Raw genomic sequence first — 13,372 nt, forward strand, 5'->3', positions numbered from 1 at the left:
CTTCAGGAGTCCAAGATGGCCGATACGGCCCTCGTTCTCGCCGTCCTCGCGGGTTTCGCGCTGGTGGCTCTCGTCGCCAAGGGGGTGACGAAGCTGTGACCACCGAGAACGTCGTCGGTCTCGTCGTGGCCGTCGCCCTCCTGGGCTACCTCGTCCTCGCCCTGATCTTCCCGGAGAGGTTCTGAGCGCGGCCATGAGTCCCGTACTCGCGAGCGTGCTCCAGCTGCTCGCCCTGACGGGCGCGCTCGCGCTCGTCCACATCCCCCTCGGCACCTATATGGCCCGGGTCTACGACTCCCGCAGACATCTGCGCGTGGAGCGGTGGATCTACAAGGGCATAGGCGCCGACCCCGGCACCGGCATGACCTGGCCCGCCTATCTGCGCGCGGTGCTCGCCTTCTCGGTCGCCGGTGTCCTCTTCCTCTATCTCCTCCAGCGGCTCCAGGGCGTGCTGCCCGGCTCGCTCGGCTTCGCCTCGGTGCCGCCGACGCAGGCGTTCAACACGGCCGTCTCCTTCGTGACGAACACCAACTGGCAGTCGTACTACGGCGAACAGACCATGGGGCACGTCGTGCAGACCTCCGGTCTCGCGGTGCAGAACTTCGTCTCCGCCGCCGTGGGCATGGCCGTCGCCGTGGCCCTCGTACGCGGCTTCGCCCGGTCCCGCACCGGTGAACTGGGAAACTTCTGGGCCGACTTGGTGCGCGGCACGGTACGCGTCCTGCTGCCGCTCGCCGTGCTGGCCGCTCTCGTACTGGTCGCCTGCGGAGTCATCCAGAACTTCTCCGGCATCCACGAGGTCGGTCAGTTCATGGGTGGAGACCAGCAGTGGAACGGCGGCGCGGTCGCCTCCCAGGAGGCCGTCAAGGAGCTGGGCACCAACGGCGGCGGCTACTTCAACGCCAACAGCGCGCACCCCTTCGAGAACCCGACGCCCTTCACCAACCTCTTCGAGATCTTCCTCATCCTGGTGATCCCGTTCTCGCTGACCCGTACCTTCGGCGTGCTCGTCGGCTCGGTGCGGCAGGGGTACGCGATCCTCGCCACCATGGGCGTCATCTGGCTCGGCTTCTCCGCCCTGATGATGTGGACCGAGTTCGCCCACCACGGCCCGGCGCTCCAGGCGGCCGGCGGCGCGACGGAGGGCAAGGAGGTCCGCTTCGGGATCGGCGGCTCGGCGCTCTTCGCGGCCTCCACCACGCTCACCTCGACCGGCGCGGTGGACTCCTTCCACTCCTCGTTCACCGGGCTCGGCGGCGGTCTCACCATGCTCGGCATGATGCTGGGCGAGATCGCGCCCGGCGGCACCGGCTCCGGCCTCTACGGCATGCTGATCATGGCGGTGATCGCGGTGTTCCTCGCCGGTCTGATGGTCGGCCGGACCCCCGAGTACCTGGGCAAGAAGATCGGCGCGCGTGAGATGAAGCTCGCCGCCTGCTACATCCTCGTCACCCCCGCCCTGGTGCTGGTCTTCACCGCCGCCTCCATGGCGCTGCCGACCCCGCCGCACTCGATGCTCAACTCCGGGGCGCACGGCTTCTCCGAGGTGCTGTACGCCTTCACCTCGGCGGCGAACAACAACGGCTCGGCCTTCGCGGGGCTGAACGCGAACACCGACTGGTTCAACGTCACCACCGGGTTCGCGATGCTGCTCGGCCGCTTCCTGCCGATGGTGTTCGTGCTCGCGCTCGCCGGCTCGCTCGCCGCGCAGCGCCCGGTGCCGGTCACCGCGGGCACCCTGCGCACCGAGAAACCGCTGTTCACCGGATTGCTGGTCGGGGCGATCCTGATCGTCACCGGGCTGACCTACTTCCCGGCGCTCGCGCTGGGTCCGCTCGCCGAAGGGCTGGCGTGATGACCACTCGTATGGACAGGCAAGAGGACTCGATGTCCGCACTCACCTCCGCCCCCACCGCCCCCCAAGAGCCGCCGGCACCGAGGCGGGACCCCCAACGCCGGGTCGGCGTGGGCCTGTTCGACCCCCGGCAGCTGGTCAGGTCGCTGCCGGACGCCGCCCGCAAGCTCGATCCGCGTGTCATGGTCAAGTCGCCCGTGATGTTCGTCGTCTGGATCGGCTCGGTGCTGACCACCGCGTTCTCCCTCACCGACCCCACCGACTGGTTCGGCTGGGCGATCAGCGCCTGGCTGTGGCTGACCGTGCTCTTCGCCAACCTGGCGGAGGCGGTCGCCGAGGGCCGGGGCAAGGCGCAGGCCGACAGTCTGCGCCGGGCCAGGACGGACGCGGTGGCGCGCCGGCTGACCGACGGCCGCGAGGAGCGGGTGCCCGGCACCGAACTCGGCATCGGTGACCTGGTGGTCTGCGAGGCGGGGGACATCGTGCCCGGCGACGGTGACGTCGTCGAGGGTGTCGCCTCCGTGGACGAGTCCGCCATCACGGGCGAGTCGGCGCCGGTCATCCGCGAGTCCGGCGGCGACCGCAGCGCGGTGACCGGTGGCACGCGGGTGCTCTCCGACCGCGTCGTCGTCCGGATCACCACCCGGCCCGGCGAGACCTTCGTCGACCGGATGATCGGCCTCGTCGAGGGCGCCGCCCGGCAGAAGACGCCCAACGAGATCGCGCTCGACATCCTGCTCGCCTCGCTGACCATCGTCTTCCTGCTGGCCTGCGCGACGCTGCCGCCGTTCGCGGACTACGCGGGCACCCACCTCACCATGGTCGTCCTCATCGCCCTGCTGGTCTGTCTGATCCCGACCACCATCGGCGCCCTGCTCTCCGCGATCGGCATCGCGGGCATGGACCGGCTCGTCCAGCGCAACGTGCTGGCCATGTCCGGGCGGGCCGTCGAGGCGGCCGGTGACGTCTCCACCCTGCTGCTCGACAAGACCGGCACCATCACCCTCGGCAACCGCCGCGCCGCCGAGTTCGTGCCCGTGCGCGGCATCACCGAAGCCGAACTCGCGGACGCCGCCCAGCTGTCCTCGCTCGCCGACGAGACGCCCGAGGGCCGCTCCGTCGTCGTCCTCGCCAAGGAACGGTACGGGCTGCGCGAGCGGCACCAGGGCGAACTGGTGGGCGCCGAGTGGGTCGCCTTCTCCGCCCGGACCCGGATGTCCGGGGTCGACGTGGCGGGGCGCGAGGTCCGCAAGGGCGCGGCCGGTTCGGTGGTGGACTGGGTGCGCGAGCGCGGCGGATCGGTGTCCGACGACGCGGAGGCGGTCGTGGACCGCATCTCCCGCGCCGGGGGCACCCCGCTGCTGGTCGCCGTGCGCGACGCGAAGGGGGCGCGGGTCCTCGGTGTCGTCCACCTCAAGGACGTGGTCAAGGACGGGATGCGGGAGCGGTTCGCGGAGCTGCGCCGCATGGGCATCCGTACGGTCATGATCACCGGGGACAACCCGCTGACCGCGAAGGCCATCGCCGAGGAGGCGGGCGTGGACGACTTCCTCGCGGAGGCCACCCCCGAGGACAAGATGGCCCTCATCAAACGGGAGCAGGCGGGCGGCAAGCTCGTCGCGATGACCGGCGACGGCACCAACGACGCCCCCGCGCTGGCCCAGGCGGACGTGGGCGTGGCGATGAACACCGGTACGTCGGCAGCCAAGGAGGCCGGCAACATGGTGGACCTCGACTCCGATCCCACCAAGCTGATCGAGGTCGTCCAGATCGGCAAGCAACTCCTCATCACACGGGGTGCGTTGACGACGTTCTCCATCGCCAACGACGTCGCGAAGTACTTCGCGATCATCCCGGCGCTGTTCGCGGCGGTCTACCCCGGCCTGGACGCGCTCAACGTGATGCGGCTGTCCTCACCCGACTCCGCGATCCTCTCGGCCGTGATCTTCAACGCGCTGGTCATCGTCGCCCTGGTGCCGCTCGCCCTGCGCGGGGTGCGCTACCGGCCCGTCGGCGCCGACCGGATGCTGCGGCGCAACCTCGCCGTCTACGGCCTCGGCGGTCTCGTCGCGCCCTTCGCCGGCATCAAGCTCATCGACCTGCTCCTCTCGCTGATTCCCGGGATCGGGTGACGGACCATGAACAACTCCCTCGTGACGAAAGCCCGGTTGCTCGGCGCGGGCCTGCGGGCGCTGCTGGTGCTCAGCGTGCTCACCGGCGTGCTGTACCCGCTCGCGGTCACCGGCGTCGCCCAGTCGCTGTTCCACAGCGCGGCCAACGGCTCCGAGGTGCGGGCGGACGGCCGTACCGTCGGCTCGTCCCTCATCGGTCAGTCGTACGACCTGCCGCCGAAGAAGGGCGAGAACGCGCCGGGCCCCGACCTCCGGTGGTTCCAGGGGCGCCCGGCGAACGGGCTCGGCGCCAACAGCGTCAACACCCGCTACCACCTGCTGCTGTCCGGCGCGACCAACCTCGCCGCCGACAGCGGTGCGGTGCGCGGCCGTTGCCCCGCCGTCCCCGAGGAGGGCACCCTCTGCGCCCAGGTCCTCGCCGCCCGCGCCGCGGTCGTCCGCGACAACTCGGTTCCCGGCCACCGGGTCACCCCCGCCGACATCCCGCCGGACGCGGTGACCTCCTCCGGTTCCGGCCTCGACCCCGACATCTCACCGGCCTACGCCCTCCTCCAGGTCCGCCGCGTGGCCGAGCGCAACGGCCTGCCCGTCTCCCGGGTGCGTCACCTGGTGGACGCGCACACGGAGCGGCGGACGCTCGGCTTCATCGGTGAACCCCGGGTGAACGTCATGGAGTTGAACGTGGCGCTGCGGGAGGTGGTGGCGCGGGGCTGACCGGAGTGCCCTTCAGCCCGGCGGAGCGGAGCCCTCATCAGGCGCGCCGCTCCGCCGCCGCGTGCCACCACCCCGGCGGGGAAGGGCCGTTCACCTCGGAGGTGGACTGGCCGGGATGCAGCCCCAGCCGCCGGAGCGCCCCGGCGTCGACGCGGACGTCGAACCAGCCGTGCCAGTGGCCGTCGGCGCCGACCCCGCAGGCGTGCCGCCAGCCGATCTCGTCGGGGGCGAAGGGCATCCAGTCGATGCCGCGTTCGCGCAGTCAAGCCCGCGCGGCCGCCATCGGCCGGAGGGCGCCCGGCAGATTCTCGTAGGCCGTGACGGTGATCCACTCGGTGCCCGTTGTCTCCATGTTCTCCATGATGCCCGGGATCGCTTCCCCGCTCCCTGGGCATAGGGGACTGGTGACCATCGGATGGGTGCGATGAGTATGCTCGGCCCCTGGCGGTCGGCGTCCACTGAGCGTAGGCGACGGGTAAGGGTGGGGAGAGGCGGAGCCATGGTGACGTCGCGGACGAGTGCGGCACGGCTCGTGCCGGCGGCGCGCGAGGAGGCGGGGTGGGACGGCCGGGAGCCGTCGGTGCTCCTGGTCGAGGACGACCCCGGGGACGCCCTCCTGGTGGAGGAACTGGTCGCCGACAGCGCGCTCAAGATGAGCCTGCGCTGGGTGCGTTCGATGGCCGAGGCCGCGGACGTGCTCGCCGCCGAGGTGCCCGACTGTGTCCTGCTCGACCTGCATCTGCCCGACGCCCAGGGCCTGGAGGCCCTGTCCATGGTCCAGGCGCACGCCGACCAGATGGCCGTCGTCGTCCTCACCGGCCTCGCCGAGGAACAGACCGGCCTCGCCGCCGTCGCGGCGGGCGCGCAGGACTACCTCGTCAAGGGCCGCGTCGAACCCGAACTCTTCGGCCGTGCCGTGCGCTACGCGATCCAGCGCAAGCAGGCCGAACAGGCCGCCGTCGCCCTCCAGGCCAGCCAGATGCAGGCCCGGGAGAACGCCCGCCTCGAACGCGGCCTGCTGCCCCGGCCGCTGCTGCGCGCCGACGGCGTGAACGTCGTGGCCCGCTACCGGCCAGGGCGCGCCCAGGCGCTGCTCGGCGGCGACTTCTACGACATCGTGCAGAGCGCCGACGGCGCCGTCCACGCCCTGGTCGGGGACGTCTCCGGACACGGTCCGGACGAGGCCGCCCTCGGCGTCGCGCTGCGCATCGCCTGGCGCACCCTGGTCCTCAGCGGCATCACCGGCGCCGAACAGGTGGGCCGCCTGGAGGAGTTGCTGGTGGCCGAGCGCGCCCGGGACGAGGTCTTCGCCACCCTGGTGAGCCTCGCCGCCGTACCCGGTGCCCACAGCGCCAGCGTCGTACGGGCCGGACACCCCGGCCTGCTGCGCCGTACCGGCGCCGAGGTGGACTGGGTGGAGGTGCCCGGCGGACCCGCGCTCGGCGTGGTCCCCGGAGTGGCCGGCTGGCCGACCTCCGAACTGCCGGTGCCGCCCGGCGCGTCCGTGGTGCTGTTCACCGACGGCCTGTTCGAGGGGCACGTCAGCCGGGGCACCGAACGCCTCGGCGAGGAAGGCCTGCTGGCCCTCGCCCGCGAGTCGGGCGCCCTGCCCGCCGAGGACTTCGTGGACACCCTGATCGACCGCGCCGAGGGGCTGGCCGAGGCACGCGGCGGACTCGCGGACGATGTGGCCGTCGTCCATGTGAGCTGGAACTAGAAGCGACATGACACATATGGAGTCGGAGCACACGGTGAGGAACGACAAGGGCGCGCGCCGGCGCAGTCTGACGGTGCAGGGCTGGTTCCAGCTGGTGCTGGCGCTGATGGCCCTGCTCGTGGTGGTCGGCACGGTGATCGGCGCCGACCTGCTCGGCCGCACGGCCCAGGCCACCGACAGACTGCTCCTGCGCGTCCAGCCCGCCCAGACGGAGGCGTACCGGCTCCAGTCCGCCCTGGTCAACCAGGAGACCGGCATCCGCGGCTACGCGATCGCCGCCGACCGGCAGTTCCTCACCCCCTACACCCAGGGCAAGACCGACGAGGCCCGCTCGGCCGCCCGGCTGCGCGAGCTCGTCGAGGACCAGCCCGCCCTGCTCGCGGACCTGGACGCCGTCGAGCGGCAGGCCGCCGACTGGCGCCGCGCCTACGCCGAGCCGATGGCCGCCTCCGTCAGCCCCGGCGACCCGAAGCGCGTCGACAAGACCACCGCCGAACAGGGCCGGCGCAACTTCGACCACCTGCGCGCCACCTGGGCGAAGCAGAACGCCGATCTCGCCCGCACCGTCCGCGAGGGCCACGCCGAGATCGCCCACGAACGCACCGTGCGCAACTCGGTGCTCGGTGGCATGGTGGCCGCCTTCCTGCTCACCGGCGTCGCCCTCGCCTTCCTCGTGCGCATGCTGGTCGCCCGCCCGCTGGAGATCCTCGGCACCGCCTCCCGGCGCGTGTCGGGCGGCGACTTCGACCACGTCATCACCGGCGGCGGCCCCGCCGACCTGACCGCGCTCGCGGACGACGTCGAGGGGATGCGCAGGCGCATCGTCGCCGAACTCGACGCCTCCCGCGACCAGGAGCGCACCCTGGCCCGCCAGGCCGCCGACCTGGACGCCCAGGCGGTCGAACTGCGCCGTTCCAACGTCGAGTTGGAGCAGTTCGCCTACGTCGCCTCCCACGACCTCCAGGAACCCCTGCGCAAGGTCGCCTCCTTCTGCCAGCTCCTGGAGAAGCGGTACGGCGACCACCTGGACGACCGGGGGCGGCAGTACATCGACTTCGCCGTGGACGGCGCCAAGCGGATGCAGGTGCTCATCAACGACCTGCTCACCTTCTCCCGCGTCGGCCGGCTCAACGACGCCCGGGTGCCCGTCGGCCTCGGCCAGGCCCTGGACAAGGCGCTGGCCAACCTGGGCGCGGCCGTCGAGGAGTCCGGCGCCGTCATCGACCGCCCGGACACCCTGCCCGAGGTCGTCGGCGACCCCACCCTGCTCGCCATGCTCTGGCAGAACCTGGTCGGCAACGCCCTGAAGTTCCGCCACGCCGAACGCGTCCCGCACCTCACCATCACCTGCGAACCCGACCCCGACGAGCCCGGCATGGCCCGGATCTGCGTCAAGGACAACGGCATCGGCATCCCTGGGGAGTTCGCCGAGAAGGTCTTCGTCATCTTCCAGCGGCTGCACAGCCGGGACGCCTACGGTGGTACGGGCATCGGACTGGCGCTCTGCAAGAAGATCGTGGAACATCACGGAGGCAGAATCTGGCTCGACACCGAGTGCACGGACGGCACCCGCTTCTGCCTCACGCTTCCGCCGGCCGCCCCCGTCCCGGACGAGTCCGGCGCCGAACCCCAGGAAAAGGCCTTGACATGACGACCCCCGCCGCCACCCCCATCGACGTACTCCTGGTCGAGGACGACCCCGGGGACGAGCTGATGACCCGGGAGGCGTTCGAGGACAACAAGATCGGCAACACCCTCCATGTCGTCCGGGACGGCGAGGAGGCGCTCCACTTCCTCTACCGGGAGGGCGAGCACGCCGGCGCCCCGCGTCCCGACCTGATCCTGCTCGACCTCAACCTCCCCAAGTACGACGGCCGTCAGGTCCTGGAGCGGATCAAGTCCGACCCGGACCTCTCCCACATCCCCGTCGTCGTCCTCACCACCTCGGCCGCCGAGGAGGACATCCTGCGCAGCTACAAGCTGCACGCCAACGCGTACGTCACCAAGCCGGTGGACCTGGACCAGTTCATCGCCGCGGTCCGCCAGATCGACGACTTCTTCGTCCAGGTGGTACGGCTGCCCCGGCAGGGCTGAAGGGGCCTTTGGCGTCCGGCGGTTCGGCGAGGGGGTGCTCCGGGGGCGGTTACACTCGTCCACTCATCGTGATCAAGGAGTAGACCATGCGCAACGCCGCTGTCACGCCCCGAGGGGACCTCATGCGCTGGGTCGAGCTGCCCGGCCGGGACGCCCCGCGTGTCTACGTCCACGGACTCGGCGCCACCTCGCCCGCCTACTTCACCGAGAGCGCCGTACACCCCCTGCTCGCCGGCCACCGCTCGCTGTTGATCGACATGCTGGGCCATGGCATCAGCGACCGTCCGGCGGACTTCGACTACAGCCTGGAGTCCCACGCCGACGCCCTGGCCGCCGCGCTGACCTCCGCCGGAGCCGACGGCGCCGAGCTGATCGGGCACAGCATGGGCGGCTCCGTGGCGATCGTCCTGGCCGCACGCCACCCGGAGCTGGTCTCCCGGCTGGTCCTGATCGACGCCAACCTCGACCCGATCACGCCCGACCCCGACGCCCCCGGAAGCTCGGGCATCACCGCCTCCTCGGAGCGGGAGTTCCTCGACGGCGGCTGGGAGAGGTTGCGCGACACGGCGGGCCCGCACTGGTGGGCCACCATGCGCCTGGCCGACCGCACCGCCCTGCACCGCAGCGCGAACCGGCTCACCCAGGGCACCACCCCCACGATGCGCGAGCTGCTGCTGAAGCTGCCGATACCGCGCACCTTCCTGTTCCCCGAGGCGAACGGACCGTTCCCGGGCACCGAGGGCCTGGAAGAGGCCGGGGTGCGGGTCGTCGCCGTGCCCGACTGCGGGCACAACATCATGCTGGACAACCCCGAGGCCTTCGCGCGGGAGACGGCCGCCGCCCTGGCGTGACTTAGGCATGCCTAAGTAGAGTTCGGGTGGCCGGACGCCCCGACTCCCCGCTGGAGCCCGCCATGACGAGCACTGCCGATGTGTCCACCGCGACGGCCGGCACGGAGGCGCCGCTGTGGCTCGCCCGGGTACGGCTCGGTGCCGGGGGGCCGCTCGCGCGCATCCGGGTCGCGGACGGCCGGGTCACCGAGATCCGGGCCGGGGAGGGGCCTCAACCCGACTCGCGTGAGCCGGTGTTCGACCTCGCCGGGCGGACCGTACTGCCCGGGCTGTGGGACGCCCATGTGCACATGGGGGAGTGGGCCGTCGCCCGCACCCGGCTCGACGTCTCCGGCCCCGGCTCGGCCCGCGCGGTCGCCGAGGTCGTACGGGAGCGGGCCCGACTGCCGCTGGACGAGAAGGTGTTGACCGGGTTCGGCTTCCGGGACGGGCTCTGGCCCGACGCCCCGCACAAGGACGTCCTGGACGCCGTCGTCCCCGGTGTGCCCGTCGCCCTGGTGAGCCAGGACCTGCACACCGCGTGGCTCAACTCCGCCTGCCTCGCCCTCGTCGGCCGCACCGGCCACCCCAGCGGGGTGCTGCGGGAGCACGAGTGCCTGGAGGCTCTCGCCGCACTGCCGAAGGCGCCCGTCGAGACCGTGGACCGCCTGGTCGGGGAGGCATGCAGGGCGGCCGCCGCGCGCGGGGTCACCGGGATCGTCGACTTCCAGTACGGCGACACCGTCACGGACTGGGCGCGGCGCGCAGCGGCCGGACGGCTGCCGGTGCGGGTGGAGGCCGCCGTCTATCCGGCGTACCTCGACGCGGCGATCGGGCGCGGGCTGCGCACCGGCTCCGCCGTGGACGGAGGCGCCGGGACCGTGCGCGTCGGCCCGCTCAAGCTCTTCACGGACGGCTCCCTCAACACCCGTACCGCCCTGTGCCGCGACCCCTACCCGGGGCTCGGGGACACCCCGCACGCGCACGGCATCCAGGAGACCGGCACCGAGGAACTGGTCGCGCTGATGCGCCGCGCCGCCGCCCACGGCATCGAACCGGCCGTGCACGCCATCGGCGACCACGCCAACACGGTCGCCCTGGACGCCTTCGAGGCCGTGCGCTGCCGGGGCCGGATCGAGCACGCGCAACTGCTCGGCGCCGCCGACCTGCCGAGGTTCGCCGCACTCGGGGTCACAGCGGGCGTCCAGCCCCGGCACGCCACCGACGACCGGGACATCGCGGACCGGCACTGGGCGGGCCGCACGGACCGCGCGTTCGCCTACGCGGACCTGCTCGCGGCCGGGGCCCGGCTGGAGTTCGGCTCGGACGCGCCGGTCTCGCCGCTGGACCCGTGGCTCGGCATCGCGTCGGCCGTGGGGCGCACCGGGGACGAGCGGCCGGCCTGGCATCCCGAGCAGCGGGTGCCGCTCGCGGCCGCGCTCGCCGCCTCCGCCCGGGCCAGGCGGCTGATCAGGGTGGGCGACCCCGCCGACCTGGTGTTCACGGACGTGGACCCGCTGGCGGCGGACCTCGCGACCCTGCGCACGATGCCCGTCTTCGCGACCATGCTCGGCGGCCGCTGGACCCACGGACCGGCCTGAGCGAGGGAGCTTGCGCTTCGCCGTTCCACGCGCATACTTAGGGTACCCTAACTTGGGATCTCGTCTCCGGAGCGGAGCCGTGGACGGCGTGCGCCGGTGCGCGCGCCGCACAGGTGCACGGCGGCACGGCCGCCGGATCCAGAAGGTGTGGCGGTGCCCGTCGGCGCCGGAACACGCGGCGGCCCCCGACCGGCTTCGCCCCGCCCGGCGACACCCGGGCGCGCCGACGCGCGGCCGTACCCGAGGGCGGGGTGCGACCCGTCGAGCCGACCGCGAGAGGCGAAGCCCATGCCGTTCCCGTTCCCCGAGACCGTGATGCCGTCCGGAGCGATCCCGTCCGCCGGCGCCGCCCCGCTGCCCCGGCCCGCCCACCTCCCGGACGCCGCCGCCCCGTCCGCCGGTGCGGTCCCGTACGGGACGCCCGAGCCCGATGGCGGCCCCTCCTGGTGTCTGGAGGTCCGCCGGGCCGTGCTCCTCGTCCGTGACGTGCGCGGCTGCCCCGTGGGGGACGACTCCGGGTTCGTCGCCCGCACCGAGCGGCTGGTCCGGGCCGCGCGCGAGGCGGCCGTGCCGGTCGTCTACGCGGTGCGGGTGCCGGAGCCGGGTGCCGTCCCGGCGGTGCGCGGTGTCGTCGACGCCGTCCAACCCCGGCCCGGCGACAGCCTGTTCACCGGCAAGCGGTGCAGCGCCTTCGCCGGTACCCGGCTGCGGGCACGGCTGACGGAGCTGGGCCGCGACCAGCTGGTGGTCGCCGGGGTCGCCGCCGCCACCGACATACTGCTCACCGCGGCGGACGCCTGGATGCAGGACCTGGAGCCCTTCGTGGCCGCCGACGCCGTGGCCGACCGTACGGCCGCCGACCACGCGATGGCCGTACGGTGGCTGGCCGCCACCTGCGCCGTCGTCGTGGACACCGACGCGCTGGTGGCGGCGTTCGGCGGGCACGGGACGGCCGGGACGCCGGCGGACGGGCGGTCCGGCACCCCCGGGTGACCCTGCCGGGGGTGCCGGACCGCTAGGGCCTGTCGTAGGCCGGCGCCCGTCCGGCGAGCAGGGAGCGGTGGATCTCCTCCGCGCGGACCGCCGTCGTGGACAGCAGGGTGCTGGTCAGGCCGTGCGTGTGCTCGGTCCCGCCCTGGAGGTAGATCCCGGCGGTGACCTCAGGGGCCGTCGCCACCCGGTGGTCGCGGCCCACCCGCAGCTCGTCGCCGTCGTCCCGCAGGCAGAGCTTGGCCGACTCGCCGAGCAGCCGGGTCAGGTCGCGGGGCCGGTACCCGGTCGCGAGGACGAACAAGTCGGCCTCCAGGACCTCGTGTTCACCGGTCGGCAGGAACTCCACGGTGATGTCCAGCCCCTCGCCGCCGGAGCGGGGCTGTACGTCGCGTACCCGCGAGACGTTGAGGAAGCGCAGCCGTTCGCGGCCGGCGACCTTCTCGCGGTACGAGGTCGCGTACAGCGCCTCGATCAACTCCATGTCCACCACGGAGTAGTTGGTGGAGCGGTGGTAGTCGAACAGGGACTGTTTCACCTCGGCCGGGGCGCCGAAGTACAGGTCCACCGCCTCCGGGTCGAAGATGCGGTTGGCGAACGGGCTGTCGTCGGCCGGGGTGTAGCCGTACTTGGCGAAGACCGCGCAGACCTCCGCGTCCGGGAAGGAGCGGTGCAGGAAGTCCACCGCCTCGGCGGCGCTCTGCCCGGCACCGAGCACGACGGCCCTGCGCACCGGGGCGCCGGTGGTGCCGAGTTCGCCGACGCGGGGGAGCAACTGGCTGTTGTGCCAGACGCGTTCGGTCAGCTCCAGGCCGGGCGGCACATGCGGTTCCAGGCCCATCGCCACGCTGATGTTCCGCGTCCGGTACCGCACCGTGCGGCCCGGCTGCTCCGGGTCCCGGCAGTGCACGTCGAAGTACTCGACCGTGCCCGCCTCGTCGCGCACCGGCTCGACGGCCGTCACCTCGCTGTCGTAGCCGACGAGGTGTCCGACGCGCTCGGCGGCCCACTCGAAGTACTGGTGGAACTCGGCGCGCAGCGGGAACAGCGTCTTCTGGTTGAGGAAGTCGATGAGTCGGCCGCGCTCGCGCAGGAAGCAGAGAAAGCTGAAGTCGCTGGTCGGATTGCGCAGGGTGACCAGGTCCTTGAGAAACGACACTTGCATGGTGGCGTCGTCGATGAGCATGCCCCGATGCCAGCCGAAGCGCGGCTGGCGTTCCAGGAAGCGGGCGGTGAGGCGTTCGCCCTCCGGACGGCTCGCGTTGTGTTCCTCAACGGCTATGGCCAATGCGAGATTTGACGGACCGAACCCGATTCCGAGGACATCATGAACGATGTCGGATTCCGTGCGGGGTGACTTCACCGTGGCATCGCCTCCCTCAGGCAGCCACATGTTAGATAAGGTTAGCCTTACCTAGCAACGGAGTCGTCGAAGAGGA

General features: G+C 72.3%; 12 protein-coding genes. 10 read left to right on the forward strand and 2 right to left on the reverse strand.

The window, feature by feature from the left end; genetic code table 11:
* Positions 1-95 precede the first annotated feature (95 nt).
* From kdpF to AB0898_RS14040, 4 genes are read left to right on the forward strand one after another with little or no spacing between them, the layout of a single operon-like run.
* On the forward strand, positions 96-185 hold the full coding sequence (kdpF, locus tag AB0898_RS14025) for a K(+)-transporting ATPase subunit F (protein WP_161183200.1): 90 nt from the start codon (positions 96-98) through the stop codon (positions 183-185).
* Positions 186-193: 8 nt separating this feature from the next.
* On the forward strand, positions 194-1,855 hold the full coding sequence (gene kdpA, locus AB0898_RS14030) for a potassium-transporting ATPase subunit KdpA (protein WP_366803145.1): 1,662 nt from the start codon (positions 194-196) through the stop codon (positions 1,853-1,855).
* Between the two features lie 32 nt (positions 1,856-1,887).
* Positions 1,888-3,987, forward strand: a complete 2,100-nt coding sequence (kdpB, locus tag AB0898_RS14035; protein ID WP_407078339.1) for a potassium-transporting ATPase subunit KdpB — start codon at positions 1,888-1,890, stop codon at positions 3,985-3,987.
* Positions 3,988-3,993: 6 nt separating this feature from the next.
* A complete protein-coding gene (locus AB0898_RS14040) occupies positions 3,994-4,701 on the forward strand; it encodes a potassium-transporting ATPase subunit C (protein ID WP_366803147.1) in 708 nt (235 codons plus the stop codon).
* Between the two features lie 37 nt (positions 4,702-4,738).
* Here AB0898_RS14040 and AB0898_RS14045 read toward each other — a convergent pair whose 3' ends face one another.
* Positions 4,739-4,939 carry a hypothetical protein gene (locus AB0898_RS14045; protein ID WP_366803148.1) on the reverse strand — a complete coding sequence of 67 codons (201 nt, stop codon included), beginning with the start codon at positions 4,937-4,939 and terminating at the stop codon, positions 4,739-4,741.
* A 261-nt stretch (positions 4,940-5,200) separates the two neighbouring features.
* Between AB0898_RS14045 and AB0898_RS14050 the strand changes: the two genes are divergently transcribed.
* The 6 genes from AB0898_RS14050 to AB0898_RS14075 all read left to right on the forward strand — a co-directional run bounded on the left by AB0898_RS14050 (position 5,201) and on the right by AB0898_RS14075 (position 11,936).
* Positions 5,201-6,418 (forward strand): fused response regulator/phosphatase, encoded by a 1,218-nt coding sequence (locus AB0898_RS14050; RefSeq protein ID WP_366803149.1) that lies wholly within the window; start codon positions 5,201-5,203, stop codon positions 6,416-6,418.
* 16 nt (positions 6,419-6,434) lie between these two features.
* Positions 6,435-8,069: a CHASE3 domain-containing protein gene (locus AB0898_RS14055; RefSeq protein ID WP_366803203.1), complete on the forward strand. Its 1,635-nt coding sequence runs from the start codon at positions 6,435-6,437 to the stop codon at positions 8,067-8,069.
* Complete coding sequence (locus AB0898_RS14060) at positions 8,066-8,512, forward strand: response regulator (protein ID WP_366803150.1); 447 nt, start codon at positions 8,066-8,068, stop codon at positions 8,510-8,512. Before AB0898_RS14055 ends, AB0898_RS14060 begins: the two co-directional genes overlap by 4 nt.
* A gap of 86 nt (positions 8,513-8,598) precedes the next feature.
* A complete protein-coding gene (locus AB0898_RS14065) occupies positions 8,599-9,363 on the forward strand; it encodes an alpha/beta hydrolase (RefSeq protein ID WP_366803151.1) in 765 nt (254 codons plus the stop codon).
* A 62-nt stretch (positions 9,364-9,425) separates the two neighbouring features.
* Entirely contained in the window at positions 9,426-10,943 is a 1,518-nt protein-coding gene (locus AB0898_RS14070) for an amidohydrolase (RefSeq protein WP_366803152.1), read from the forward strand.
* Between the two features lie 288 nt (positions 10,944-11,231).
* Entirely contained in the window at positions 11,232-11,936 is a 705-nt protein-coding gene (locus tag AB0898_RS14075) for an isochorismatase family protein (protein WP_366803153.1), read from the forward strand.
* Between the two features lie 22 nt (positions 11,937-11,958).
* Here the strand turns inward: AB0898_RS14075 and AB0898_RS14080 are convergent, their stop codons facing one another.
* Positions 11,959-13,326 carry a lysine N(6)-hydroxylase/L-ornithine N(5)-oxygenase family protein gene (locus tag AB0898_RS14080; protein WP_407078340.1) on the reverse strand — a complete coding sequence of 456 codons (1,368 nt, stop codon included), beginning with the start codon at positions 13,324-13,326 and terminating at the stop codon, positions 11,959-11,961.
* Between the last annotated feature and the right edge of the window lie 46 nt (positions 13,327-13,372).

The sequence above is a fragment of the Streptomyces sp. NPDC005435 genome (assembly GCF_040703155.1).
Classification (GTDB): Bacteria; Actinomycetota; Actinomycetes; order Streptomycetales; family Streptomycetaceae; genus Streptomyces.

Excerpts from the sequence above, each read along its gene's own strand:
- kdpA (WP_366803145.1), top strand. The coding sequence starts at position 194 with ATGAGTCCCGTACTCGCGAGCGTGCTCCAGCTGCTCGCCCTGACGGGC.
- kdpB (WP_407078339.1), top strand. The coding sequence starts at position 1,888 with ATGTCCGCACTCACCTCCGCCCCCACCGCCCCCCAAGAGCCGCCGGCA.
- AB0898_RS14040 (WP_366803147.1), top strand. The coding sequence starts at position 3,994 with ATGAACAACTCCCTCGTGACGAAAGCCCGGTTGCTCGGCGCGGGCCTG.
- AB0898_RS14045 (WP_366803148.1), bottom strand. The coding sequence starts at position 4,939 with ATGCCCTTCGCCCCCGACGAGATCGGCTGGCGGCACGCCTGCGGGGTC.
- AB0898_RS14050 (WP_366803149.1), top strand. The coding sequence starts at position 5,201 with ATGGTGACGTCGCGGACGAGTGCGGCACGGCTCGTGCCGGCGGCGCGC.
- AB0898_RS14055 (WP_366803203.1), top strand. The coding sequence starts at position 6,435 with ATGGAGTCGGAGCACACGGTGAGGAACGACAAGGGCGCGCGCCGGCGC.
- AB0898_RS14060 (WP_366803150.1), top strand. The coding sequence starts at position 8,066 with ATGACGACCCCCGCCGCCACCCCCATCGACGTACTCCTGGTCGAGGAC.
- AB0898_RS14065 (WP_366803151.1), top strand. The coding sequence starts at position 8,599 with ATGCGCAACGCCGCTGTCACGCCCCGAGGGGACCTCATGCGCTGGGTC.
- AB0898_RS14070 (WP_366803152.1), top strand. The coding sequence starts at position 9,426 with ATGACGAGCACTGCCGATGTGTCCACCGCGACGGCCGGCACGGAGGCG.
- AB0898_RS14075 (WP_366803153.1), top strand. The coding sequence starts at position 11,232 with ATGCCGTTCCCGTTCCCCGAGACCGTGATGCCGTCCGGAGCGATCCCG.
- AB0898_RS14080 (WP_407078340.1), bottom strand. The coding sequence starts at position 13,326 with ATGTGGCTGCCTGAGGGAGGCGATGCCACGGTGAAGTCACCCCGCACG.